This window comes from Amycolatopsis sp. NPDC004772 (genome assembly GCF_053601215.1).
In genome coordinates this window covers 44,357-66,980 of sequence record NZ_JBSGBK010000004.1, presented here as the reverse complement: position 1 = coordinate 66,980, position 22,624 = coordinate 44,357, and the positions used below count along the sequence as shown (strand labels likewise).

The 22,624-nt window shown below is 70.6% G+C and carries 17 protein-coding genes; 11 read left to right on the top strand and 6 right to left on the bottom strand.

Annotated elements, in window-relative coordinates:
- Window positions 1-37: 37 nt before the first annotated feature.
- A complete protein-coding gene (locus ACWEF6_RS03935; RefSeq protein ID WP_449681530.1) occupies window positions 38-613 on the top strand; it encodes a DoxX family membrane protein in 576 nt (191 codons plus the stop codon).
- Between the two features lie 265 nt (window positions 614-878).
- Here ACWEF6_RS03935 and ilvD read toward each other — a convergent pair whose 3' ends face one another.
- Window positions 879-2,723 carry a dihydroxy-acid dehydratase gene (gene ilvD, locus ACWEF6_RS03930; RefSeq protein ID WP_449681529.1) on the bottom strand — a complete coding sequence of 615 codons (1,845 nt, stop codon included), beginning with the start codon at window positions 2,721-2,723 and terminating at the stop codon, window positions 879-881.
- A gap of 126 nt (window positions 2,724-2,849) precedes the next feature.
- Window positions 2,850-3,290: a PH domain-containing protein gene (locus tag ACWEF6_RS03925; RefSeq protein ID WP_449681528.1), complete on the bottom strand. Its 441-nt coding sequence runs from the start codon at window positions 3,288-3,290 to the stop codon at window positions 2,850-2,852.
- Window positions 3,291-3,625: 335 nt separating this feature from the next.
- On the opposite strand from ACWEF6_RS03925, the gene ACWEF6_RS03920 reads away from it, so the two are divergent.
- From ACWEF6_RS03920 to ACWEF6_RS03905, 4 genes are all read left to right on the top strand, one after another.
- The gene (locus ACWEF6_RS03920; protein ID WP_449681527.1) at window positions 3,626-5,518 is read left to right on the top strand and encodes an acetolactate synthase large subunit; all 1,893 of its coding nucleotides are present in this window, start codon (window positions 3,626-3,628) and stop codon (window positions 5,516-5,518) included.
- A gap of 2 nt (window positions 5,519-5,520) precedes the next feature.
- A complete protein-coding gene (gene ilvN, locus ACWEF6_RS03915; protein ID WP_003080760.1) occupies window positions 5,521-6,027 on the top strand; it encodes an acetolactate synthase small subunit in 507 nt (168 codons plus the stop codon).
- A 34-nt stretch (window positions 6,028-6,061) separates the two neighbouring features.
- Window positions 6,062-7,075 (top strand): ketol-acid reductoisomerase, encoded by a 1,014-nt coding sequence (gene ilvC, locus ACWEF6_RS03910; protein WP_191309919.1) that lies wholly within the window; start codon window positions 6,062-6,064, stop codon window positions 7,073-7,075.
- 70 nt (window positions 7,076-7,145) lie between these two features.
- Window positions 7,146-7,394, top strand: coding sequence for a DUF397 domain-containing protein (locus ACWEF6_RS03905; protein WP_310974678.1), 249 nt, complete (start codon window positions 7,146-7,148; stop codon window positions 7,392-7,394).
- Here the strand turns inward: ACWEF6_RS03905 and ACWEF6_RS03900 are convergent.
- The 3 genes from ACWEF6_RS03900 to ACWEF6_RS03890 form a co-directional block, all read right to left on the bottom strand.
- Window positions 7,391-8,257, bottom strand: a complete 867-nt coding sequence (locus tag ACWEF6_RS03900; protein WP_449681526.1) for a nuclear transport factor 2 family protein — start codon at window positions 8,255-8,257, stop codon at window positions 7,391-7,393. The genes ACWEF6_RS03905 and ACWEF6_RS03900 overlap by 4 nt on opposite strands.
- A gap of 70 nt (window positions 8,258-8,327) precedes the next feature.
- Complete coding sequence (locus tag ACWEF6_RS03895; RefSeq protein WP_449681525.1) at window positions 8,328-9,644, bottom strand: ankyrin repeat domain-containing protein; 1,317 nt, start codon at window positions 9,642-9,644, stop codon at window positions 8,328-8,330.
- Window positions 9,645-9,790: 146 nt separating this feature from the next.
- Window positions 9,791-10,603: a TIGR03620 family F420-dependent LLM class oxidoreductase gene (locus ACWEF6_RS03890; protein WP_449681524.1), complete on the bottom strand. Its 813-nt coding sequence runs from the start codon at window positions 10,601-10,603 to the stop codon at window positions 9,791-9,793.
- 124 nt (window positions 10,604-10,727) lie between these two features.
- On the opposite strand from ACWEF6_RS03890, the gene ACWEF6_RS03885 reads away from it, so the two are divergent.
- From ACWEF6_RS03885 to ACWEF6_RS03860, 6 genes are all read left to right on the top strand, one after another.
- Complete coding sequence (locus tag ACWEF6_RS03885; protein ID WP_449681523.1) at window positions 10,728-11,291, top strand: TetR/AcrR family transcriptional regulator; 564 nt, start codon at window positions 10,728-10,730, stop codon at window positions 11,289-11,291.
- A gap of 125 nt (window positions 11,292-11,416) precedes the next feature.
- Window positions 11,417-13,015 carry a phosphoglycerate dehydrogenase gene (gene serA, locus ACWEF6_RS03880; RefSeq protein WP_449681522.1) on the top strand — a complete coding sequence of 533 codons (1,599 nt, stop codon included), beginning with the start codon at window positions 11,417-11,419 and terminating at the stop codon, window positions 13,013-13,015.
- Between the two features lie 230 nt (window positions 13,016-13,245).
- Entirely contained in the window at window positions 13,246-16,608 is a 3,363-nt protein-coding gene (locus ACWEF6_RS03875; RefSeq protein ID WP_449681521.1) for a S8 family peptidase, read from the top strand.
- A gap of 228 nt (window positions 16,609-16,836) precedes the next feature.
- Window positions 16,837-17,874, top strand: coding sequence for a 3-isopropylmalate dehydrogenase (locus ACWEF6_RS03870; protein ID WP_086842303.1), 1,038 nt, complete (start codon window positions 16,837-16,839; stop codon window positions 17,872-17,874).
- Between the two features lie 765 nt (window positions 17,875-18,639).
- Window positions 18,640-20,244, top strand: a complete 1,605-nt coding sequence (cimA, locus tag ACWEF6_RS03865) for a citramalate synthase (RefSeq protein ID WP_449681520.1) — start codon at window positions 18,640-18,642, stop codon at window positions 20,242-20,244.
- 31 nt (window positions 20,245-20,275) lie between these two features.
- Window positions 20,276-21,043 (top strand): fumarylacetoacetate hydrolase family protein, encoded by a 768-nt coding sequence (locus ACWEF6_RS03860; protein WP_449681519.1) that lies wholly within the window; start codon window positions 20,276-20,278, stop codon window positions 21,041-21,043.
- On the opposite strand, the gene ACWEF6_RS03855 is transcribed toward ACWEF6_RS03860, so the two are convergent.
- Window positions 21,040-22,290, bottom strand: coding sequence for an FAD-dependent oxidoreductase (locus tag ACWEF6_RS03855; protein ID WP_449681518.1), 1,251 nt, complete (start codon window positions 22,288-22,290; stop codon window positions 21,040-21,042). The genes ACWEF6_RS03860 and ACWEF6_RS03855 overlap by 4 nt on opposite strands.
- Window positions 22,291-22,624: the final 334 nt, after the last annotated feature.

Here is a 22,624-nt window from a genome sequence, read left to right as displayed (position 1 = left end):
GCTCGCCAGGCCCGCGCGATTCCCCTAACCTGCGCGGGTGAGCAGTGGAGACGACTTTTCGCAGCAGCCCACCAGCCTCCTGTCGGGCGTCGAGGACGATCGGTCGGACGACACGCCGCGCCAGGGCGGGCTCGGCCTCGGCCTGCTGATCCTGCGGCTGGCGCTCGGCGTGACCATGGGCGCGCACGGGCTGCAGCACCTGTTCGGGTTGTTCGGCGGCCCGGGCATCGGCGGGTTCGCGCGGGTGCTGGAGACGTTCGGCTACCACAAGCAGACGACGCTGCTGTCGTGGATCACCGGCATCACCGAGGTGGCCGGCGGGGTGCTGGTGGTCGTCGGGCTGTTCACGCCGCTGGCCGCGGCCGGGCTGCTCGGGGTGGCGGCCAACGCGGTGTACGCGAAGTTCCACGGCGGGTTCTTCGAGGGCTCGGGGCAGGGGTTCGAGTTCGAGCTGCTGCTGGCGGCTTCGGCGTTGAGCCTGCTGTTCACCGGGGCGGGGCCGATTTCGCTGGAGCGGAACACGCCGTGGCGGAAACGGCCGTTGCCGCTGGGGCTGGTTTCGCTGCTGCTGGCCGCCGCGGCGGCCGTCGTGGTCATCGTTTTGACGAGGTAGCGACCCTGGGGACAACTCGGCGGCCTCGGGCAGCCCTGTGGACAACTCGGCTTCGGCGGGCGGGAACTGTCGGTCGGTTTCGGTAACGTTGAAATCGGGGGTCCCCCGAGCGGCGGGGGTGTGCTGGACGTGGAAAAGGCCGCCCCGGTGAGCCGGGACGGGCTTTTCGGGGACCTCGAGAACGCCGCGCCGGCGGACCGGGACGGGCTTTTCGGGGACCTCGAGAACGCCGCCCCGGCGGACCGGGACGGCCTTGTCGAAAGACTTACTTGTTCACGTCCCGGACCGCGCCCGTGTCCGCCGAGGTGGCCATCCGGGCGTACGCGCGCAGGGCCGCCGTCACCGGGCGCTGGCGGTCCTTCGGCTGCCACGGCCTCTCCGACGCCTCCATCTTCGCGCGGCGCTCGGCCAGGATCGCGTCGTCCACCAGGAGCTCCAGGCGGCGCTCGTGGATGTCCAGGAGGATCCGGTCGCCGTTCTCGACCAGGCCGATCAGGCCTCCCGCCGCCGCCTCGGGGGAGATGTGGCCCACCGAAATGCCCGAGGAGCCGCCCGAGAAGCGGCCGTCGGTGATTAAGGCGCACTTCTTGCCCAGGCCCGAGCCCTTCAGGAACGCCGTCGGGTGGAGCATCTCCTGCATGCCCGGGCCGCCCGCCGGACCCTCGTAGCGGATCACCAGGACCTCGCCCGGCTGGATCTCCTTCTTCAGGATCGCCGACACCGCTTCCTCCTGGCTCTCCAGGACCCGGGCCGGGCCCTCGAAGTGCCACAGGTCCTCGTCGATGCCCGCGGCCTTGATCACCGCGCCGTTCTCCGCCAGGTTGCCGCGGAGGATCGCCAGGCCGCCGTCCTTCGTGTACGCGTGCTCGACGTCGCGGATGCAGCCCTCCGCGGCGTCGGTGTCCAGGGACGACCAGCGGTTCGACGTCGAGAACGCCTGCGTCGTGCGCACCCCGCCCGGCGCCGCGTGGAAAAGCTCCACGGCGGAAGCGGAAGGCGACGATGCCCGGATGTCCCACGCGGAAAGCCACGACTCGAGATCACGCGAGTGGACCGACCACACGTCCGTGTTGAGCAGGCCGCCGCGGTAGAGCTCGCCGAGGATCGCCGGGATTCCGCCCGCTCGGTGGACGTCCTCCATGTGGTAGTCGGAGTTCGGCGCCACCTTCGACAGGCACGGGACCCGGCGGCCGATCGCGTCGATGTCGGCGATCGTGAAGTCGACCTCGCCCTCCTGGGCGGCCGCGAGGATGTGCAGCACCGTGTTCGTCGAACCGCCCATGGCCGTGTCCAGCGCCATCGCGTTCTCGAACGCCGCCTTCGACGCGATCGAGCGGGGCAGGACCGACTCGTCGTCGTTTTCGTACCAGCGGCGGCACAGCTCGACGACCGTGCGCCCGGCTTCCTCGAACAGCGCCCGGCGCGCGGCGTGCGTGGCCAGCGTCGAGCCGTTGCCGGGAAGCGACAAACCGAGGGCTTCGGTCAGGCAGTTCATCGAGTTCGCGGTGAACATGCCGGAGCACGACCCGCACGTCGGGCAGGCCGAACGCTCGACGACGGCCAGCCCGTCCTCGTCGACCTCGGGGCTCGCCGACGCCGCGATCGCGGTGATCAGGTCGGTCGGGGCCTGCGCGACGCCGCCCACGACCACGGCCTTGCCGGCCTCCATCGGGCCGCCCGAGACGAAGACCACCGGGATGTTCAGCCGCATCGCCGCGTTCAACATGCCCGGGGTGATCTTGTCGCAATTGGAGATGCACACCAGCGCGTCGGCCTGGTGCGCGTTGACCATGTACTCCACCGAGTCGGCGATGATCTCGCGCGACGGCAGCGAGTAGAGCATGCCGGAGTGGCCCATCGCGATGCCGTCGTCGACGGCGATCGTGTGGAACTCGCGCGCGACGCCGCCCGCTTCCTTGACCGCCTCGGCGACGATCTCGCCGAGGTCCTTCAGGTGCACGTGGCCCGGCACGAACTGCGTGTAGGAGTTGGCGATCGCGACGATCGGCTTGCCGAAGTCGCTGTCGGTCATGCCCGTGGCGCGCCAGAGCGAGCGGGCGCCCGCCGCGTTGCGGCCGTGGGTGGTGGTCCGGGAACGGAGAGGCGGCACGGGAACTCCCAGGTCAAAGGGTGGCCGGCGAAACTGGTAGAACCAATTTACGCTGCCGGGCGAAGCCCGTCCGTTGAGGGTGGGGGCGGGGACCGGGTTACGGCCGCGCCCGGCCCGCCGCGAGGGTTACTCGGCTGCCGGCGTCCCGGGCTTGATGTCCTCGTCCTGCAGCACCCCGCTCGGGTCCGCGACCAGGCCCTCGCTGACCAGCGACAGCACCGGCAGGTGCCGGGTCCGCACGGTCGGCAGCGGCACCTTCGTGTCGTCCTGCAGCACCGCCTGCACGCGCGCCCTCTTCGTGATCGCGAGCCCCTTCAGTGCCGACCACGGGATGTCGCGGTGGCCGAACACCGTGCGGACCGCCAGGCCCGAGCGCGTCGCGACGGTGCGGTGGCGGACCACGAACACCGCCAGGGCGATCGGGAAGATGTAGAGCCACTGCAGGTACGGGATCTCCCCGAGCGCGATCGGCGTCACGCAGATCGTCAGGAGGGCGATCGCCATGAAGGACGTGCGGGGGACGCGGAAGACGGCCTTCCGGCCTTCGTCCTGCTGTTTTTCGGCCACCCGGAAATGGTGCACCGCGCCGCGGAGCGGCCCGGACCCGGGTCGCGCCGGTGTGACCCACGTCCACCATGCGGACACACCATCCCGCAGAGTTGACACCCGGCGGGCGTTCGGTCTAGCGTCATCGCCGTGACACCGCTGACCGGCCTCGTACTTCCCAAGCGCGTCGACGCTTAGGGAAGACTTTCCGCTGCGTCGACGCGCGAACCCTCGTGCGACCTTACGGTCGGCGAGGGTTTTTTGTTGCCCTAGGGAAGCAATTCCCCGCCCCACCGCACCGATAGAGCTCAAAAAAGACCCGAACGAGTGACACCGAGACCCACGAGGCAGATCCGATGACCAGTGCGACGTCGCGCAGCGACGCGAAGCCCGGGCCGACGCCCGGAACGCCCGGAGCACGTCCGAAGCCGGCCCCACCGGCGGGAACGCCGGTGCGCGTCACCGGCGCCCAGTCCCTCGTGCGCTCGCTCGAGGCCGTCGGCGCCGAGGTGGTCTTCGGGATTCCGGGCGGCACCATCCTGCCCGCCTACGACCCGCTGCTGGACTCGACGAAGGTCCGGCACGTCCTGGTCCGCCACGAGCAGGGCGCCGGCCACGCCGCCACCGGGTACGCGCAGGCCACCGGCAAGGTCGGCGTCTGCATGGCCACCTCGGGCCCGGGCGCGACCAACCTGGTCACCCCGCTCGCCGACGCGAACATGGACTCGGTCCCGGTCGTGGCCATCACCGGGCAGCAGTCCCGCGCGCTGATCGGCACCGACGCGTTCCAGGAAGCCGACATCTGCGGCATCACCATGCCGATCACCAAGCACAACTTCCTCGTCACCGACCCCGCGGACATCCCGCGGACGATCGCCGAGGCGTTCCACCTGGCCGCGACCGGCCGCCCCGGCCCGGTCCTGGTGGACATCCCCAAGGACGTGCTGCAGGAGATGACCTCGTTCTCCTGGCCGACGGAGCTGCGGCTGCCGGGCTACCGCCCCACGCTGCGCCCGCACGGCAAGCAGGTCCGCGAAGCCGCGAAGCTGATCGCGAAGTCGCGGCGCCCGGTGCTCTACGTCGGCGGCGGCGTCATCAAGGCCGAAGCGCACGAGCAGCTCAAGCAGCTCGCCGAGCTGACCAACATCCCGGTCGTCACCACGCTGATGGCGCGCGGCGCGTTCCCCGACTCGCACCCGCAGCACCTCGGCATGCCAGGCATGCACGGCTCGGTCGCCGCGGTCGCCGCCATGCAGCGCGCCGACCTGCTGATCGCGCTCGGCGCCCGGTTCGACGACCGGGTCACCGGCCAGCTGTCCTCGTTCGCGCCGGACGCCGCGATCGTGCACGCCGACATCGACCCGGCCGAGATCTCCAAGAACCGCAAGGCCGACGTCCCGATCGTGGGCGACTGCAAGGAGATCATCGGCGAGCTCATCACCGCCGTGAAGGCGGAGTTCGACCACGGCGGCCGGCCGGACCTGGCCGACTGGTGGACCCAGGCCGACGACTGGCGCAAGACCTACCCGGCCGGCTACGAGTGGCCCGACGACGGTTCGCTGTCGCCGCAGTACGTCATCGAGCGGATCGGCGAGCTCGTCGGCCCGGACGCCGTCTACGCCGCCGGTGTCGGCCAGCACCAGATGTGGGCCGCGCAGTTCGTCAAGTACGAGAACCCGCGCACCTGGATCAACTCCGGCGGCCTCGGCACCATGGGCTTCGCGGTGCCCGCGGCGATGGGCGCGCAGTTCGGCGTCCCGGACACGCAGGTGTGGGCGATCGACGGCGACGGCTGCTTCCAGATGACCAACCAGGAGCTGGCCACCTGCGCCATCGAAGGCGCGCCGATCAAGGTCGCCGTTATCAACAACGGCAACCTGGGCATGGTCCGGCAGTGGCAGAACCTCTTCTACTCGGAGCGGTACTCCAACACCGACCTCGGCACGCACAAGCACCGCATCCCGGACTTCGTCCTGCTGGCCGAGGCGCTGGGCTGCGCGGGCCTGCGCTGCGAAACCAAGGAAGACGTGGACGCCACCATCCGCCGCGCGATGGAAATCAACGACCGCCCCGTCGTGATCGACTTCGTCGTGGGGAAGGATGCCCAGGTGTGGCCGATGGTCGCGGCCGGCACCGGCAACGACGAGATCATGGCGGTCCGGGGCATCCGGCCGCTGTTCGACGACGACGAGGTGTCGGTCGAGACGACCGAGGCCGCCGCGGAAGCCGCCGGAGAGGGTGAGCGCTAGAGATGAGCGTCCACACGCTGAGTGTCCTGGTCGAGAACAAGCCGGGTGTGCTCGCGCGCGTCTCGGGCCTGTTCTCCCGCCGCGGGTTCAACATCGAGTCCCTCGCCGTCGGGCCCACGGAGAACCCCGAGGTGTCCCGCATGACGATCGTGGTCGCCGTGGAAGAGCTACCGCTCGAACAGGTGACGAAGCAGCTCAACAAGCTGGTCAACGTGATCAAGATCGTCGAGCTGGAGCAGTCGACCGCCGTGCAGCGCGAACTGCTGCTGGTGAAGGTGCGCGCCGACAACACCGTGCGCAGCCAGGTCCTCGAAACCGTCCAGCTCTTCCGGGCCAAGGTGGTGGACGTCTCTCCCGAGGCACTCACCGTCGAGGCCACCGGGACGTCCGACAAGATCGGTGCGCTGCTGCGGATGCTGGAGCCGTATGGCATCCGCGAACTCGTGCAGTCCGGCATGGTCGCGGTCGGGCGTGGCGCCCGGTCCATCACCGCGACCTCCCCGCGCTAAAAGCAAGTAAGTCAGGAAAGGAAGCAGTACCCCCATGGCAGTGGAAATCTTCTACGACGACGACGCCGACCTCTCGATCATCCAGGGGCGCAAGGTCGCTGTCATCGGCTACGGCAGCCAGGGCCACGCCCACTCGCTGAGCCTGCGCGACTCCGGCGTCGACGTCCGCATCGGCCTGCCCGAGGGGTCCAAGTCGCGGGCGAAGGCCGAGGAGCAGGGCCTGCGCGTGCTCACCCCGGCCGAGGCGTCGGCCGAAGCCGACCTGATCATGATCCTGGCGCCGGACACCAAGCAGCGCTTCATCTACGAGCAGGACATCGCCCCCAACCTCAAGGACGGCGACGCCCTCTTCTTCGGGCACGGCTTCAACATCCGCTACGACCTGATCAAGCCGCCGGCGAACGTCGACGTCGCGATGGTCGCCCCGAAGGGCCCGGGCCACCTGGTCCGCCGCCAGTTCGTCGACGGCAAGGGCGTCCCGGCGCTCATCGCCGTGGAGCAGGACGCCTCCGGCAACGCCCAGGCGCTCGCGCTGTCCTACGCGGCCGCCATCGGTGGCGCCCGCGCCGGTGTCATCAAGACGACGTTCACCGAGGAGACCGAGACCGACCTCTTCGGCGAGCAGGCCGTGCTCTGCGGTGGCGCGTCCGCGCTGGTGCAGACCGGCTTCGAGGTGCTCACCGAGGCCGGCTACGCCCCGGAGATCGCCTACTTCGAGGTGCTGCACGAGCTGAAGCTGATCGTCGACCTCATGTACGAGGGCGGCATCGCGCGCCAGCGCTACTCGATCTCCGACACCGCCGAGTACGGCGACCTGACCCGCGGCCCGCGCGTCATCTCGCCGGCGGTCAAGGAAGAGATGAAGAAGATCCTCGGCGAGATCCAGGACGGCACGTTCGCGCGTGAGTGGGTCGCCGAGGACGAGGCCGGCCGGCCGAACTTCACCAAGCTCGAGGAGCAGGGCAACCAGCACCCGATCGAGGCGACCGGCAAGAAGCTGCGCGACCTGATGTCGTGGGTGGACCGGCCGATCACCGAAACCGCCTGACCTTTCACCCGAGGCCGAAGGGGACGCTCGCTGCCGGGCGTCCCCGTCGGTGTCTCGTTACGCTGACCGCATGACCGATGACAAGGAGCACATCCGGCACCACCTCGACCTGTCGCGGGCCGAGTGGATCCGGGGTGAACCTGCGGGCGTCACCCTCGAAGAGGTCGTCGAGTACGCCTTCGTGCCGCACACCGACGGCGTCACCTACGTCGCGATGCGGAAGTCGACGGATCCGGACGGCGTCGTCCTGGTCTTCACCCCGTCGGAATGGGACGCGTTCCTCAAAGGCGTCGACGACGGCGAGTTCGACCTGCCCTAGGAAAGTTTCGCGGCCAGCTCGGGGATCCGCCCGAGGTCCCCGGCGATGCCGAGGTGGTCGCCGTAGTCGCGCGATTCGACGACCAGGCCGTTCCGGATCCGCATGGCGAAGATGTTCGCGATCCGCACCGGCCTCCCGCCATGATTGCCCTGGTAGGCGAACTCGCCGATCAGCACCTCGGGATCGGTGCCCTGGTAGGTGACCAGGTCCGCGACCGAGAACCCCGGGTTCAGCGCCTTGCCCGCCGCGAAGTGGGCCCGCAGCTCGTCGCGGTTGCGTAGCACCTCCGAGCCCGGCTGGAACGGGTGCGTGACGTGCGTTTCCTCGGCGTACAGCTCCGGCAGCTCGTCCCAGCGGCCACCGGCGACGCCGTGCACGAGCCGCTCGAACACCGTGTCCGAGCTTTCCGGCGTGACCGGGGACAGTTCCCGTGGCGGCGCCTGCTCGTAGGCCTTCACCAGCTGGTCGACGCCGTCGCGGATGACCGCGAGCCGCAGGTAGTCGTGGTAGTCGCGGGAGTGGACGATCAGGCCGTCGCGCACGCGCAGCACCTGGATGTTGGCCGCCGGGATGGTCCGCCCGGTCTCGACGGATTCGGCGTCGTAGTCGTATTCGGCGACGATCACCTCGGGGTCCGTGGTCTCGTGCACGACGACGTTCTTGCGCTTGAGCCGCAGGGTGCGGGCGAGGGCGCCGGTGAACCGTTCGTGGATCGCCGCGCGGCCAATGAGGCGGGTGGGCCGCGGCACGGCCTGGGGGTGTTCGACGACGGTGTCTTCGGCGTAGAGCGCGGAGAGGTCTTCCCAGCTCCCTTCGCCGATGCCGTCGGACAGCGCGGCGAAGACCTCGCGGGGTGTGGTCACGAATCCTCCCAGTGGGCAAAACGGAGTCAGTAGTCCGCCTACGACGATACGGACTACTGACTCCGGTTGTCTACCGGAGCAGGTCGCGCGCGGCCGGCTGCCCGCACACCTCCGCCCACGTCTCGGGGGTGCTGCCGAAGATTGCGTCCCGCGCGCCGGCGTCGGCCCCGTTCTCCACGAGCACGCGGATGACGTCGAGGTGGCCGGACTGGGCGGCCAGGTGCAGGGCCGTGACCCCCTCGCCGTGGTTCGGGCCGCCGAACGTGCCGGCGAAGTTCACGTCGGCGCCGAGCTCCAGGAGCGTGCGGACGGCGGCGAGCTTGCCCGACGCCGCCGCCCAGGCCAGCGCCGTGCCGCGGTAGACGTCGGCGTTCACCTCGGCGCCCCGCGCGACGAGTGCCCGGAGAGCGTCGGCGCGGTCGTTGCGGGCGGCCCAGGACAAGGCTTCGTTCCGGACTTCGGCGGGGTCGTCGGTCGGCTGCCAGGCCGGGAAACCGCTGTGGGGCCGGTAAAAGCCCCGATGTTCGCCGCCGCGGCCGGACGTCAGGAGGTCGTCGACGGCGTCGACGTCGCCGAGCCCGGCCGCGACCCGCAGGTTGCCCGGCGCCCGGCTGTGCCCCGCCAGTTTCTCCGCGGCCGCGCGGTGGCCCCAGAACAGGGCGACCACCAGGGGAGTGCCACCGTCGCCGCGAGCGGAGACGTCGACCGGCGCGCCGTGCTGCAGGAGCAGGTCGAGCAGGAGCGGCAGATTGCTGTAGGCGGCCTGGTGCAGGGGTGTCCAGCCGTGGACGTTGCCGCGAGCGGGGTCGGCGCCGTGGTCGAGCAGGATCCGGCTGAGCCGCTCGTCGTGCGTGGCGCCGGCCATGCCGAGCAGGTCGTTCCCGTTGGTACCGCGCGCCTCGACGAGCCCGGGAAACTCACGCAGGAGCGTTTCGAGGCGCTCGGGATCCCGGTGCTCGATCGCCCGGTACGCGCGGGCGAACGGCTCTCCACTGTCCACAAGAGACTTGACGTGCTCGCGGAGTGCTTTCCAGGAACCGAAACCGTGCTCGTGGGCGACGACCGCGCGGGCGCCGTCCCGGGTGAGCGGCCGGCGCCACCGGTCGAACGGCTCCCTCGCGCCAGGCGTGTCGTCTTCGGCCGAGGCGAGCAGGCCGAGGGCTCGCTCGGCGTAGTACTCGACGTCCTGGTGGTACGGGTGCTGCAGGTGCTCGCCGTGTTCGGTGACGCGCCGGACGTACGCCCGGAGTTTCGGCCAGCTCGGGAAACCGTGGTCCCGCGCGATCCGGAACTGCGCTTCGGCGAGTTTGACGCCCTCGGCGCGCGCGAGTTCCTTCGCGCGCTTGCGCAACTGCTCCAGGCTGGGGTTGGCGGGCAGCGTGCCCATGGTGCCTCCTTCCCTCGTCGCCCGTGGTCCGCCGGCACCGGGCAGGAAAGAAGGTGCGGAGCTGGTGGTGCGGTGAAGCGAGGGTGGGCTCGGCCCTTTCCGCGGACGGGACGCGGCCCCGGCCGCGCCCCGCCAGCGTACCCCGGTCAGGGCAGCAGGTCCGCCAGCCTGCGGTAGGACTTCTCCGTGCGGGCCAGGACCTGGACGCAGACGTGGTCGGCGCCGGCGTCGAGGTGGGCCCGGATCCGGTCCGCGATCGCCTGTTCGCCGGTCACGACGATGGCGCCGACCAGCCGGTCGCTGCCGCCGTCGGCCAGGTCGTCGTCGGTGAACCCGAGGCGGCGCAGGTTTTCCTGGTGGTGCTTCGCGAGCCGCACGTACCCGTCGACGTGCTCCCGGGCCGCCTCGGGCGCCGGATCGAGCAGGACCGCCTGTTCGACGGCGAGGTACTTGCCCGGCCCGAGCCGCTCGCGCGCCATCGCGGTGTGCTCCGGCGGGACGAAGTACGGGTGGGCGCCGTCGGCGCGTTCGGCCGCCAGGTCCAGCAGCTTCGGGCCCAGCGCCGCGAGCACTCGGCGCGGCCGCGGCGACGGCTGCGGCAGGCCCGGCAGTTCGGCCGCGTCCATTCCGTCGAGGTACTCGCGCAACGCCGTCAGCGGCCGCGCGCCCGGCCGGTGCCCGCCCAGGCCGGCGATGAACCGGCCCGGGTACGCCTCGCCCAGGGCCCGGACGGCGCCTTCCGCGGCGAGCGGGGAGCGCTGGTCGAACCGCGCGACCCCGGTGGCGACGGTCAGCTTCTTCGTCGCCGCGAGCAGCAGGGCCGCCTGCGTGAACGCTTCCCGGCCGGCGTACTCGCCGAACCAGATCGCGTCGAAGCCGAGTTCTTCCACCTCGGCGGCCGTTTCGCGGAGCGCGCCGACCGGGGCGCCGTCGAAGAACCGCCAGATCCCGACGCTCATCGGACGGCCCCCAGACCGTCCACAATGGATTTCACGAACAAGATTCCTCCAGTAAGGTGAGGCTGCCTCCGGTTAATATACGGAGGCAGCCTCCGATTGGCTACCCGGTAAAGTCGGGAGCGCGATGACCGACGTCAAACCGATGCGCGCGGACGCCCGCCGCAACTACGAGCGCCTCCTCGACGAGGCCAAACACGCCTTCACCGAGCACGGCGTCGAGGCGTCCCTGGAAGACATCGCGCGCCGCGCCGGGGTCGGCATCGGCACCCTCTACCGGCACTTCCCGACCCGGGACGCGCTGCTCGAGACGCTGCTGCGCGCCCGGTTCGACGCGCACGCCGAGCGGGCCCGCGAACTGCTCGCCCACCCCGAGCCGCTGACGGCGCTGCAGAGCTGGCTCACCGGCCTCGGGGACGCCACCGGCACCTTCCGCGGCCTGGTCGAGCTCACCGCGGACGCGCTGAACGACGAATCCTCCCGGTTGTACGAGTCGTGCCATCGCATGCGCGAGGTCGGTTCCCAGCTGGTGGAACGCGCGAAGCGCGCGGGCGAACTGCGCGAGGACGTCACCGCGGAGGAGCTGCTTCTGTTGCTGCACGCCGCATCCTGGGCGGGTGGGCACCTGCCCGGCGAAGGGGGCATGCAACGCCTGCTGGCTCTTGTTTTCGAGGGATTACGGGCGAGTTAACGCCGGGGGACGCCAAGGGGCGCCACCGCGCGTTAAACTCCGGCTCGACCGGGGCACAACGACGTGCTTTGACCGTTTGTCGACACAGAGCGTCCTGGAAGTGACCAGATAGTGGGAGCCGCATCGTGAGCAAGCCCAATAAGCCCGTCGTCCTCATCGCGGAGAAGCTCGCCCCCTCCGTGCTGAGCGTCTTCGGTGACGAGGTGGAGGTCCGGCACGTCGACGGCACGGACCGGTCCGCGCTGCTCGAGGCGGTGAAGAGCGCCGACGCGCTCCTGGTCCGCTCCGCCACCCAGGTGAACGCCGAAGTCTTCGCGGCCACCACGCAGCTGAAGGTCGTCGCCCGCGCCGGGGTCGGCCTCGACAACGTCGAGGTGCCCGCCGCGACCGAGCGCGGTGTCCTGGTCGTCAACGCGCCGACGTCGAACATCGTCTCCGCCGCCGAGCACGCCGTCGCCCTGCTGCTGTCGGTCGCGCGCCGCGTCCCGGCCGCCGACCAGAGCCTGCGCGGCGGCGAGTGGAAGCGCAGCTCGTTCTCCGGCGTCGAGCTGCAGGGCAAGACCATCGGCGTGGTCGGCCTCGGCAAGATCGGCCAGCTGTTCGCCCAGCGCCTCGCCGCCTTCGACACGAAGCTCATCGCCTACGACCCCTACGTCTCGGCCGCCCGCGCCGCGCAGCTGGGCATCGAGCTCGTCACCCTCGACGAGCTGCTGACCCGCGCCGACGCCATCTCCATCCACCTGCCGAAGACGCCGGAGACCAAGGGCCTCATCGACGCCGAGGCGCTGAAGAAGACCAAGCCGGGCGTCATCATCGTGAACGCCGCCCGCGGCGGGCTGATCGTCGAGCAGGACCTGGCCGACGCGCTGCGCTCGGGCCACGTCGGCGGCGCCGGCGTCGACGTCTTCGTCACCGAGCCGACCACCTCCAGCCCGCTGTTCGAGCTGGAGAACGTCGTCGTGACGCCGCACCTGGGCGCCTCCACGGCCGAGGCGCAGGACCGCGCGGGCACCGACGTCGCGAAGTCGGTGCTGCTGGCCCTGCGCGGCGACTTCGTGCCGGACGCGGTGAACGTCACCGGCGGCGGCGCGGTCGGCGAGCACGTCCGCCCGTACCTGTCGCTGGTCCAGAAGCTCGGCCAGCTCCTGACCGCGCTCAACCCGACGTCGCCGACGACGGTGACCGTCCAGGTCAAGGGCGAGATCTCCAGCGAGGACACCGGCGTGCTGCAGCTCGCGGCGCTGCGCGGGGTGTTCACCGGCGTGGTCGAGGACCAGGTCACCTTTGTCAACGCGCCGCAGCTGGCGGAGAAGCTGGGCGTGCAGGTCGAGCTGGAGACCGAGCCGGAAAGCCCCAAGTTCCGCAGCCTGGCCACGGTGCGCGCGGTGCACGCGGACGGCTCGGTGCTGACCGTGTCGGGTTCGGTCACCGGCCTCGACGAGGTCGAGAAGCTGGTCGAGGTCAACGGCCGCGGCTTCGACCTGCGCGCCGAGGGCACCGTCCTGCTGGTCGAGTACCCGGACCGCCCGGGCGTGATGGGCCGGGTCGGCACGCTGCTCGGCGAGGCGGGCATCAACATCGAGGCCGCCCAGATCAGCCAGACCACGGACGGCTCGGACGCGGTGATGCTGCTGCGCGTCGACCGCCACATCGACGCGCACCTGCTGGAGCCGATCGGGGCCTCGGTCGGGGCGCACACGATCCGCGCTGTCGACTTCAACTGACGTAACCCTTTCGAAGGCCCCCTGCCACCCGGTAGGGGGCCTTCGAGCGCAATCACAACTACATAACGGAGTCCTTTGCCTACGTAAGTAGGTGTTTTGGGGCATTAGGTTCTCTGCGCGAGGTCGAACCACGCGCCGTCGAGGGCACGGCGCTGTGCCGCGCTTCACCGTCGGGGGTGTCCGGAGCGGCAGGCAGGTTCGGGTCCAGACCTCGAGTAAGGGGCCGACTCATGAGCAGATCCCGCCTCCCCGCGCGCGCCACGACGGCGGCCTTCGCCGTCGTTCTGGCGGCCGCGCTCGGGGCGCCGGTCGCGAGCGCGGCCGATGTGCCGCTCGCCGACGGCGTCGCACCCGCCAAGATCGACGACGCGAAGCTGCAGGGCAAGCTTTCGCCGCGCCTGGGGGCCGCGCAGGGCCGGGTCACCGCGTTCGTCGAGCTGGCCAAGAAGCCGGCCGTCGACGCGTTCGCCGCTGCGCAGCCGCAGGGCAAGGAACAGGCCAAGCGGGCCGCCAAGGCCGCCAAGGCCGACACCGCCGCCGCGGTGGACGCCGTCGTCGGGCAGCTGCGCGCGGCCGACGCCAAGCCGCAGGTCGTCACGCAGACCGCCAACGCCGTTCCCGGTGTGGTCGTCACCGCCGACGCCGCGAAGCTGCGCGAGGTCGCGAAGCGGGCCGACGTCGTCGCCGTGCGCACGGTCGTCCCGAAGACCCGCACCAACGCCAGCGCCGAGCAGCTGACCAACACCCTCGCCGCCTGGCAGCAGACCGGGAAATTCGGGGACAACGTCCGCGTCGGCGTCATCGACGACGGCATCGACTACACCCACGCCGACTTCGGCGGCCCCGGCACGCAGGCTGCCTACAAGAGCGTCGACTCGACCAAGCCGACCCCGCTCTTCCCGAGCGCCAAGGTCGTCGGCGGCACCGACCTCGTCGGCGACGACTACGACGCCGCCACGGCCGGCAAGACCACCCCGAAGCCGGACCCCAACCCGCTCGCCTGCGGTGAGCACGGCACGCACGTCGCCGGCACCATCGGCGGCTTCGGCGTCACCGCCGACGGCAAGACCTTCAAGGGCGACTACAAGAAGCTCGACGCCAAGAAGGTCGACGCGATGCAGATCGGCCCGGGCACCGCGCCGAAGTCGCTGCTCTACGCGATCAAGGTGTTCGGCTGCACCGGTTCGACGAACGTCACCTCGCAGGCCCTGGACTGGGCGCTCGACCCGGACGGCGACGGCGACTTCACCGACCACCTCGACATCGTCAACCTCTCGCTCGGCTCCGACTTCGGCGCGCCGGACGACCCGGACTCGCTGTTCGTGCGCAAGCTCGCCGCGAACAACGTGCTCCCGGTCATCTCCGCGGGCAACGGCGGCGACATCAACGACATCGCCGGCTCCCCGGGCAACACCCCCGAGGCGCTCACCGTCGCCAGCACGCGCGACGCGGGCGTCCTGCGCGACGCCGCCGAGGTCAAGGCCCCGGCGACCGCCGCGGGCCAGAAGACCGGCCAGTACAGCCAGAACTACACCGGCTACGACACCCTCGACCTGACCGCGCCGGTCGTCACCCTGTCGGCGGCGAACGCGGCGGGCTGCGGGCCGTACTCCGCCGAGGACAAGGCGAAGGCCGCCGGCAAGTTCGTCTTCCTGGAGTGGGACGACAACGACTCGACCCGCGCCTGCGGCTCGGCCGCCCGCGCCAACAACGCGCAGGCCGCCGGGGCGAAGGGCGCGCTCCTTTCGTCCACTTTGGAGCACTTCAGCGCGGGCATCGCGGGCAACGCGGCGATCCCGATGTTCCAGTTCACCGGCTCCGCCACGAAGACGCTGCGCGCGGCGCTGACCGCGGGCACGCTGCAGGTCCGGCTCTACGGCACCGGCCGTGCCTCGATCCAGACCTACGACAAGAAGATCGTGGACACGCCGAGCTCGTTCACCTCGCGCGGCACCCGCGGCCCGGCCCTCAAGCCGGACGTCGCCGCCCCCGGTGACACCATCACCTCGGCCTTCCGCGGCAGCGGCAACGGCCGCACCGTGCTGAGCGGCACGTCGATGGCCGCCCCGCACACCGCGGGCATCACCGCGCTGATCCGCCAGTCGCACCCCGACTGGTCGGTCGAGGAGGTCAAGGCCTCGGTCATCGACACCGCCGGCCACGACGTCTCCGACGGCGCGGGCCACACCTACGCGCCGCAGCGCGTCGGCAGCGGCCGGATCGACGCGAAGGCGGCGCTGGACAACCAGGTGCTCGCCTACGTCGTCGACGACCCGGGCGCGGTCAGCGTCAGCTTCGGCACGGTCGAGGCGGCCGGTCCGGTGACGCTGTCGAAGACGATCAAGCTGGTCAACAAGGGCGTCACGCCCGCCGAGTACTCGGTCGCCTACCAGGCGGTCAACGCGCTGCCGGGTGTCGAGTACACAGTGGACAAGCCGGCGGTGAAGCTGACCCCGCGCGGCACCGCCAAGGTCAAGGTGACGCTGAAGATCACCGACGCCAAGGCGCTGCGCAAGGTCATGGACCCGACCATGCAGGCCACCCAGGCCGGCCTGGCCCGCCAGTTCGTCGCGGACGCCTCCGGCCGCGTCGCCTTCACCCCGGTCAGCGGGGCCAAGGTGCCGCTGCGGGTGTCGGTCTACGCCGCGCCGAAGCCGGTGTCGACGATTTCGACGCCGCCGTCGGTGAAGTTCGCTCCGGACGCGACCCAGGCCGTGCTGAACCTGACCGGCAAGGGTGTCGACCAGGGCACCGGCGCGCAGCGGTACCGCTCGCTGATCAGCGTGCTCGAGCTGCAGGCGGAGTCCCCGCAGCTGCCCGAGTGCGACGCGGACGTGGTCACCGACTGCACGCTGAACAAGACGGCCAAGGGTGGCGACCTCCGCTACATCGGCGCGGCTTCCACCGCTCCGCTGGCGAAGGCGCAGGGCGAGCCGGAGAACGCGATCCTCGCGTTCGGCCTGTCCACCTGGGGTGACTGGGCGAACATCGGCAGCAACACCTCGCCGTTCGTCGACATCGACACGACCGGGGACGGGCAGCCGGACTTCGAGACCTACGTGACCAAGGCGACCTCGACCGACGTCCTCCTGGCCACCACGGTCGCGCTGACCCCGGGCTTCCCGACCGTGGACGTCCAGGCGGTCAACGGCCAGCTCGGCGACGTCGACACCAACGTGTTCGACACGAACGTGCTCACGCTGCCGGTTTCGCTGGCCGCGCTGGGCATCGACGCGAACGCCGAGTCCCACCGCATCTCCTACACGGTGGGTGTGAGCGGTTTCTACGTCGCGCCGGGCACGACGAACGGGCTGATCGACTACGTCGGCACGCCGCTTTCGTTCGACGCGCTCGCGCCGGGCTACGCGGTGCAGGGCGGCGGCGACGCCGCGCTGGGCTACGTCGCGAAGCCGGGCACGGCGCTGGTCGTCACCCGGAACGCGGCCTCGGCCGCGGCCGACAACGCGCTCGGCCTGCTGGCCATCGAGCACCACAACGCCGCGGGCAACCGGGCGAACGTGGTCAAGGTGGACGCGACGCAGGGCGCCCGGCCGGGGAACGAGCGTCAGCCGATCGGGGCTGGTCGCGGCTAGTTCGCGGCAAGATCGATTTGTGCAGGACTAGGGGCGTCTCCGGCGGATTTCCGCCGGGGGCGCCCCGCTGGCGTTCACCCGATTGGGTGTCTCACCCCGTGGGAGGATGCGGCATAAGGGTGGTGCGGCTACGGCGGTTTGTCTACGGCCGGTAACCTTCCGGCTGCTGGCGTTTTGTTGCGGTGGGCCATCGGTGCGGCCGGTGGTCCGGTCGACGGAGGTGTGTGGATGCGGCTCGCGGTGATCCCAGGAGACGGGATCGGGCCCGAGGTGGTCTCCGAGGCGCTGAAGGTGCTCGGCGAGGTAGTACCGACGGCGGAGATCACGAACTACGACCTCGGCGCCGCGCGGTGGCACTCGACGGGTGAGCTCCTCCCGGAGTCGGTCCTCGGCGAGCTCCGCCAGCACGACGCGATCCTGCTGGGCGCGGTCGGCGACCCGACGGTGCCGAGCGGAATCCTGGAGCGCGGCCTGCTGCTGCGCCTGCGGTTCGAGATGGACCACCACGTCAACCTGCGCCCGGCGCGGCTGTACCCGGGTGTCCGGGGGCCGCTGGCCGACGCGGGCGACGTCGACATGGTCGTCGTGCGCGAAGGCACCGAAGGCCCGTACGCGGGCACGGGTGGCCTGATCCGCAAGGACACCGAGCACGAGATCGCGACCGAGGTCAGCGTCAACACGGCGTTCGGGGTCCGGCGCGTGGTCGCGGACGCGTTCAACCGCGCCGAGGCCCGCCCGCGCAAGCACCTGACGCTGGTGCACAAGACCAACGTGCTCTCGTTCGCCGGCTCGCTGTGGTCGCGGATCGTGGAAGAGGTTTCGCTGGAGCACCCGGACGTGACGGTCGCGTATTCCCATGTGGACGCGGCGACCATCCACCTGGTGACGGACCCGTCGCGGTTCGACGTGATCGTGACGGACAACCTGTTCGGCGACATCATCACCGACCTCGCGGCCGCGGTGACCGGCGGCATCGGCCTGGCGGCCAGCGGCAACCTGGACATGACCCGCCGCAACCCGAGCATGTTCGAGCCGGTCCACGGGTCGGCCCCGGACATCGCGGGCCAGGGCCTGGCCGACCCGACGGCGGCGGTGCTGTCGGTGGCGCTGTTGCTGGACCATCTGGGCCAGAAGGAAGCAGCCCGGCGGATCGAGGCATCGGTGGCGTTCGACCTGGCGACACGCGACCAGTCGTCGCCGGGAGCGACCCAGGCGATCGGCGACCGGCTCGCGGCTCTGGTTTCTTCGAACGTGCGTACTGCTTGATTTCTTCGGGAGAGCCCCGCGCCCTTTGGGGGTGCGGGGCTTTTCCGTGCCCCGTCCGGGGGCTTGTCCACAACGTTGGCGTGGTGTGGACCGGTCAGCTGTGGAGGCCCTTTTCGGCCGGGTTCGTCGGTGGGTGGCGGTAGGCTGGACCGGGGTCAGCCCCCAGGGAGCGGTGGGGCTTGGTCGGTGGGGGTGCTGTGGCCCGCAACGTGCGGGGAAGGCCAGCCGGCAGCCCCGCTTCCACCACGCGGCAGCCGGCTCGAACGGCAGGCTGACTGCGGGACTTGCACCCCGCCCAGACCTGCCCCGCCACCCCGATCCGAAGCCAGCACGCGGACGGTGGTGCCGGGTCAAGGCACGCTTTCCCGCCTTGACGCGGTACCACCGGCCGTAGTGACAATTCCGGCTTCGGGGTGGTGGGCATCGAGAATCGCCCGAGTCGGCTGTACCCGCTTCCACCGCGCAGCAACGGCCGGCCGCTCAGCCGCGGCAGGCCTACGTGGGGCGAGCCCGCGCGCTGTGGCACTTCCTCGCTGGCGGAGGCCAGCCAGGTTCCCGAATGGTGGGAGCTCGCTCCAGCTTGTGGACTTCCGCGGAACCCCTGTGGCATGATGCGACCGTGACCAGCTTCGCGATCATTATCGACGAGCGCGCCGGACGATAGCTTCACAAGAGCCCCCGGCGCGCAACCTCTCGCACCCATGCGGGAGGTTTTTTTGTTGCCTTGAAACGCCAGGAAGACGCCAGAACCGCTAGGAGAAGACCGTGACCCGCAAGGAGCCCGCCGATACCCCGCTCGGCGACGCCTTCCACCTCTACGACACCACCCTGCGCGACGGTGCGCAGCGGGAGGGCATCTCCTACTCCGCCCAGGACAAGCTCGCCGTCGCGCGGTTGCTGGACGAGCTGGGGGTCGGGTTCATCGAAGGCGGCTGGCCCGGGGCGCTCCCCAAGGACACCGAATTCTTCGCCCGCGCCGCGAAAGGCGAGCTGAAGCTGAAGCACGCCGCGCTCGTCGCGTTCGGCGCCACGCGGAAGGCCGGCCTCACCGCCGAGGCCGATCCGCAGGTCCGGGCCCTTCTCGACAGCGAAGCACCCGTCGTCACCTTGGTCGCCAAGTCCGATCTGCGGCACATCGAACGCGCCCTCCGCGTCGACGTCGACGAAGCCTGCGCGATGGTGCGGGACACCGTCGAGTTCCTCACCGGCGAAGGACGGCGCGTCTTCCTCGACGCCGAGCACTTCTTCGACGGCTACGCGTATTCCCCCGAGACCTCGCTCCGGGTCCTGGACGCCGCCGCGCACGCCGGCGCCGACGTTCTCGTCCTCTGCGACACCAACGGCGGCCAGCTGCCGCTCGGCCTGGCCGAGACGGTCGAAGAAATCAAGGAGAAGACCGGATTCCGGCTCGGGATCCACTGTCAGGACGACACTTCCTGCGCCGTGGCGAACTCCGTCGCCGCGGTGCAGGCCGGCGTGACGCACGTCCAGTGCACCGCCAATGGTTACGGGGAACGGGCCGGCAACGCCGACCTCTTCGCCGTGACCGGGAACCTCGTGACCAAGCTCGGCATGGACGTCCTCCCGACCGGAGGAGCGGCCGAGCTGACCCGGGTCTCCCATGCCCTTGCCGAAATCGCGAACATCGCCCCCTACACCCACCAGGCTTACGTAGGGGCGTCGGCCTTCGCCCACAAGGCGGGACTGCACGCGAGCGCGATCAAGGTGGATCCGTTGCTGTACAACCACATCGATCCGTCTTCCGTCGGCAACGACATGCGGGTGCTGGTCACCGAGATGGCCGGCAGGGCCAGCCTCGAGCTCAAGGGACGTGAGCTCGGGGTCGACCTTGCCGGCCGGCCCGAAGCGCTCACCAGCGCCATCACCAAGGTCAAACGGCTCGAAGCCGAAGGCTGGTCCTTCGAAGCCGCCGACGCCTCCCTGGAACTCCTGCTGCGTCAGGAAGCCGACGTCCCGGTGGAAGCGCCGTTCCAGCTCGAGTCCTACCGCGTGGTGCTCGACCACCGCCCGGACGGCGAGGTCATGGCGGAGGCCACGGTCAAGGTGCACGTCGGCGGCGAGCGCGTGATCGCCACCGCCGAGGGCATCGGGCCGGTGCACGCCCTCGACGCCGCCCTCCGGAAAGCGTTGAGCCCGCACCTGTCCTGGTTGGACAGTGTGGAGCTGGCCGACTACAAGGTGCGCATCCTCCAGGGCCACCCCGGCACCGACGCGGTGACGCGCGTGCTGGTCGAGAGCACCGACGGCGAACGTGAGTGGACCACCGTCGGCGTGCACGGCAACATCGTCGAGGCCAGCTGGCTGGCCCTGTGCGACGCGCTGGTGCACAAGAGCACCACCGTGAACTAGCTCACCGGCCGGGCGCACGTAGACTGGCTGCGTGCGCCTAGCCCGAATTGCTCATCCCGGTGGTGTCGCGTTCGCCTCGATCGAAGGCGACGGTGACGACGCCCAGGTCCTCGAAATCGCCGAACACCCCTTCGGCCAGCCGAACTTCACCGGCAAGCGGTGGCCGCTGGCCGACGTCCGGCTGCTCGCGCCGATCCTGCCGTCCAAGGTGATCGCCGTCGGCCGCAACTACGCCAAGCACGCCGCCGAGTTCGGCAACGAGGTGCCCAGCGCCCCGATGCTGTTCCTCAAGCCGTCGACGACGGTCATCGGCCCCAACGCGGCCATCCGCCGCCCGGACGTCGGCCGCGTCGACTTCGAGGGCGAGCTGGCCATCGTCATCGGGCAGCCGGTGAAGAACGTGCCCGCCGCCCGTGCCGCGAGCGTCATCCTCGGCTACACGGTCGCCAACGACGTCAGCGCCCGCGACCTCCAGAAGTCCGACGGCCAGTGGGGCCGCGCCAAGGGCTTCGACACCTTCTGCCCGATCGGCCCGTGGATCGAGACCTCGATCGACGCCTCGGACCTCGCCCTGAGGGCCGAGGTCGACGGCGAGCTCAAGCAGGACGGCCGCACGTCCGACCTCGTCCACAAGATCCCCGAGCTGGTCGAGTTCGTCTCCGGCGTCATGACGCTCCTGCCCGGCGACATCATCCTCACCGGCACCCCCGAGGGCGTCGGCCCGATCGAGGGCGGCCAGAGCGTCTCGATCACCGTCGAAGGCATCGGCACCCTGACCAACCCGGTCGAGAACGTCTAACCCCGGGCCACCGGCTCCATCGGCCGCCGGGCGAACGCCGGAGCGTGCTCCGGCCGCAGCCCGAGGCCGAGGAGCCGGGCCGGGAAGTACGACAGCCGCGGGAACCGCGCGAACGCCTTGATCATCGGCAGCGGCGGGCCGTTGCGCTTGCCGCTCATCACCCCGCGCACGACGGTCCGGTGCATCAGGCGCTGCAGCCCCTGCACCATCAGCGTCGGCGCCAGCCGGCGCGAGCGCACCTTCGCCAGCTCGGCCTCCGTCGGACGGCCCCGGCGCAGCGGTTCGGCCAGCAGCGTCGCCGCCGCGACCGCGTCCTGCACCGCCAGGTTGATGCCCACGCCGCCGATCGGCGACATCGCGTGCGCCGCGTCGCCGATGCACAGCAGCCCGTCGACGTGCCACTTGCGCAGCAGGTTCAACCGCACGTCGAGGAACTTGACGTCGTCCATCGTCTCCAGCTCGTGCACGCGGTCGTGGAACTCGGGGCAGATCTGCGTCACGTTCTCGCGGAACGCTCCGATGCCTTGCTTGCGGAGGTCTTCGCCCTTCGGCGCCAGGTAGGCGACCTGGTAGAAGTCCGGGCGGGGGAGCGGCACCGCGAACCGGCGGTCGCGCATCTTCGGCAGCAGCATGCCGCCTTCCTCGTCTTCGCCGCGCGAGAGCCGGAACCACCAGACGTCGAACGGGCAGTCGTACTGGCGGGGCACCAGGCCGGCTTCGCGGCGTGCCAGCGACCAGCGGCCGTCGGCCGCGATCACCAGGTCGGCCCGGATTTCACCGGTCTCGCCGGCCGCCGTGCGGTAGGTGATGCCGGCGACGCGGCCGTGCTCGCGGACCAGGCCGGTGCACTCGGTCTCCATGCGCTGGACGAACGTCGGCTCCTTGCGGGCGCTTTCGGCCAGCAGGTCGAGGAAGTCCCACTGCGGCACCATCGCGATGTAGGGGTGCGCGACCTTGAGCCGGGTGAAGTCGGCCAGCTTCATCAGCGTGCCGTCCTCCTCCGGGAAGCCCGCCGCGGTCAGCTCGCTGTGCGGCAGCGCGTGGAACTTCTCGCCCAGGCCCAGCTCGTCGAGCAGCGTCAGCGTCGACGGGTGGACCGTGTCCCCGCGGAAATCGCGCAGGAAATCGGCGTGCTTCTCCAGCACCGTCACCTCGACACCCGCCCGGGCCAGCAGCAGCCCCGTGACCATCCCGGCCGGCCCGCCACCGATGACGACGCAGGTCGTGCGCTCGGTCATCTCGACCATCTCCCTTATTCATCGCTTGTTGAATAAGATGAGGATGCACCCGCCCGGCACCGGCGTCAAGGGGTGTGACCGGAGATACGCTGATCGGGCGACGGCCGCGTGCACGCCGCCCGGTTGCCCGAAACCGTCCACACGCGACAGTTGGTCGACCGTGCACCGGACGGGTGCGGGTGCGGCGGCGGAATGCGGACCTGCCCTTGTGGACGGAGCGGATTTCCAAGCAGGACAAGGGGTTTCGGCGGGGAATCGATTGCCGCACGGTGGCCCCGGGTGGGGCTGGCGCGTGCGGCCGTATAACCGAACGGGGACGGCGCACCGACTGGGAGTAGAGCCG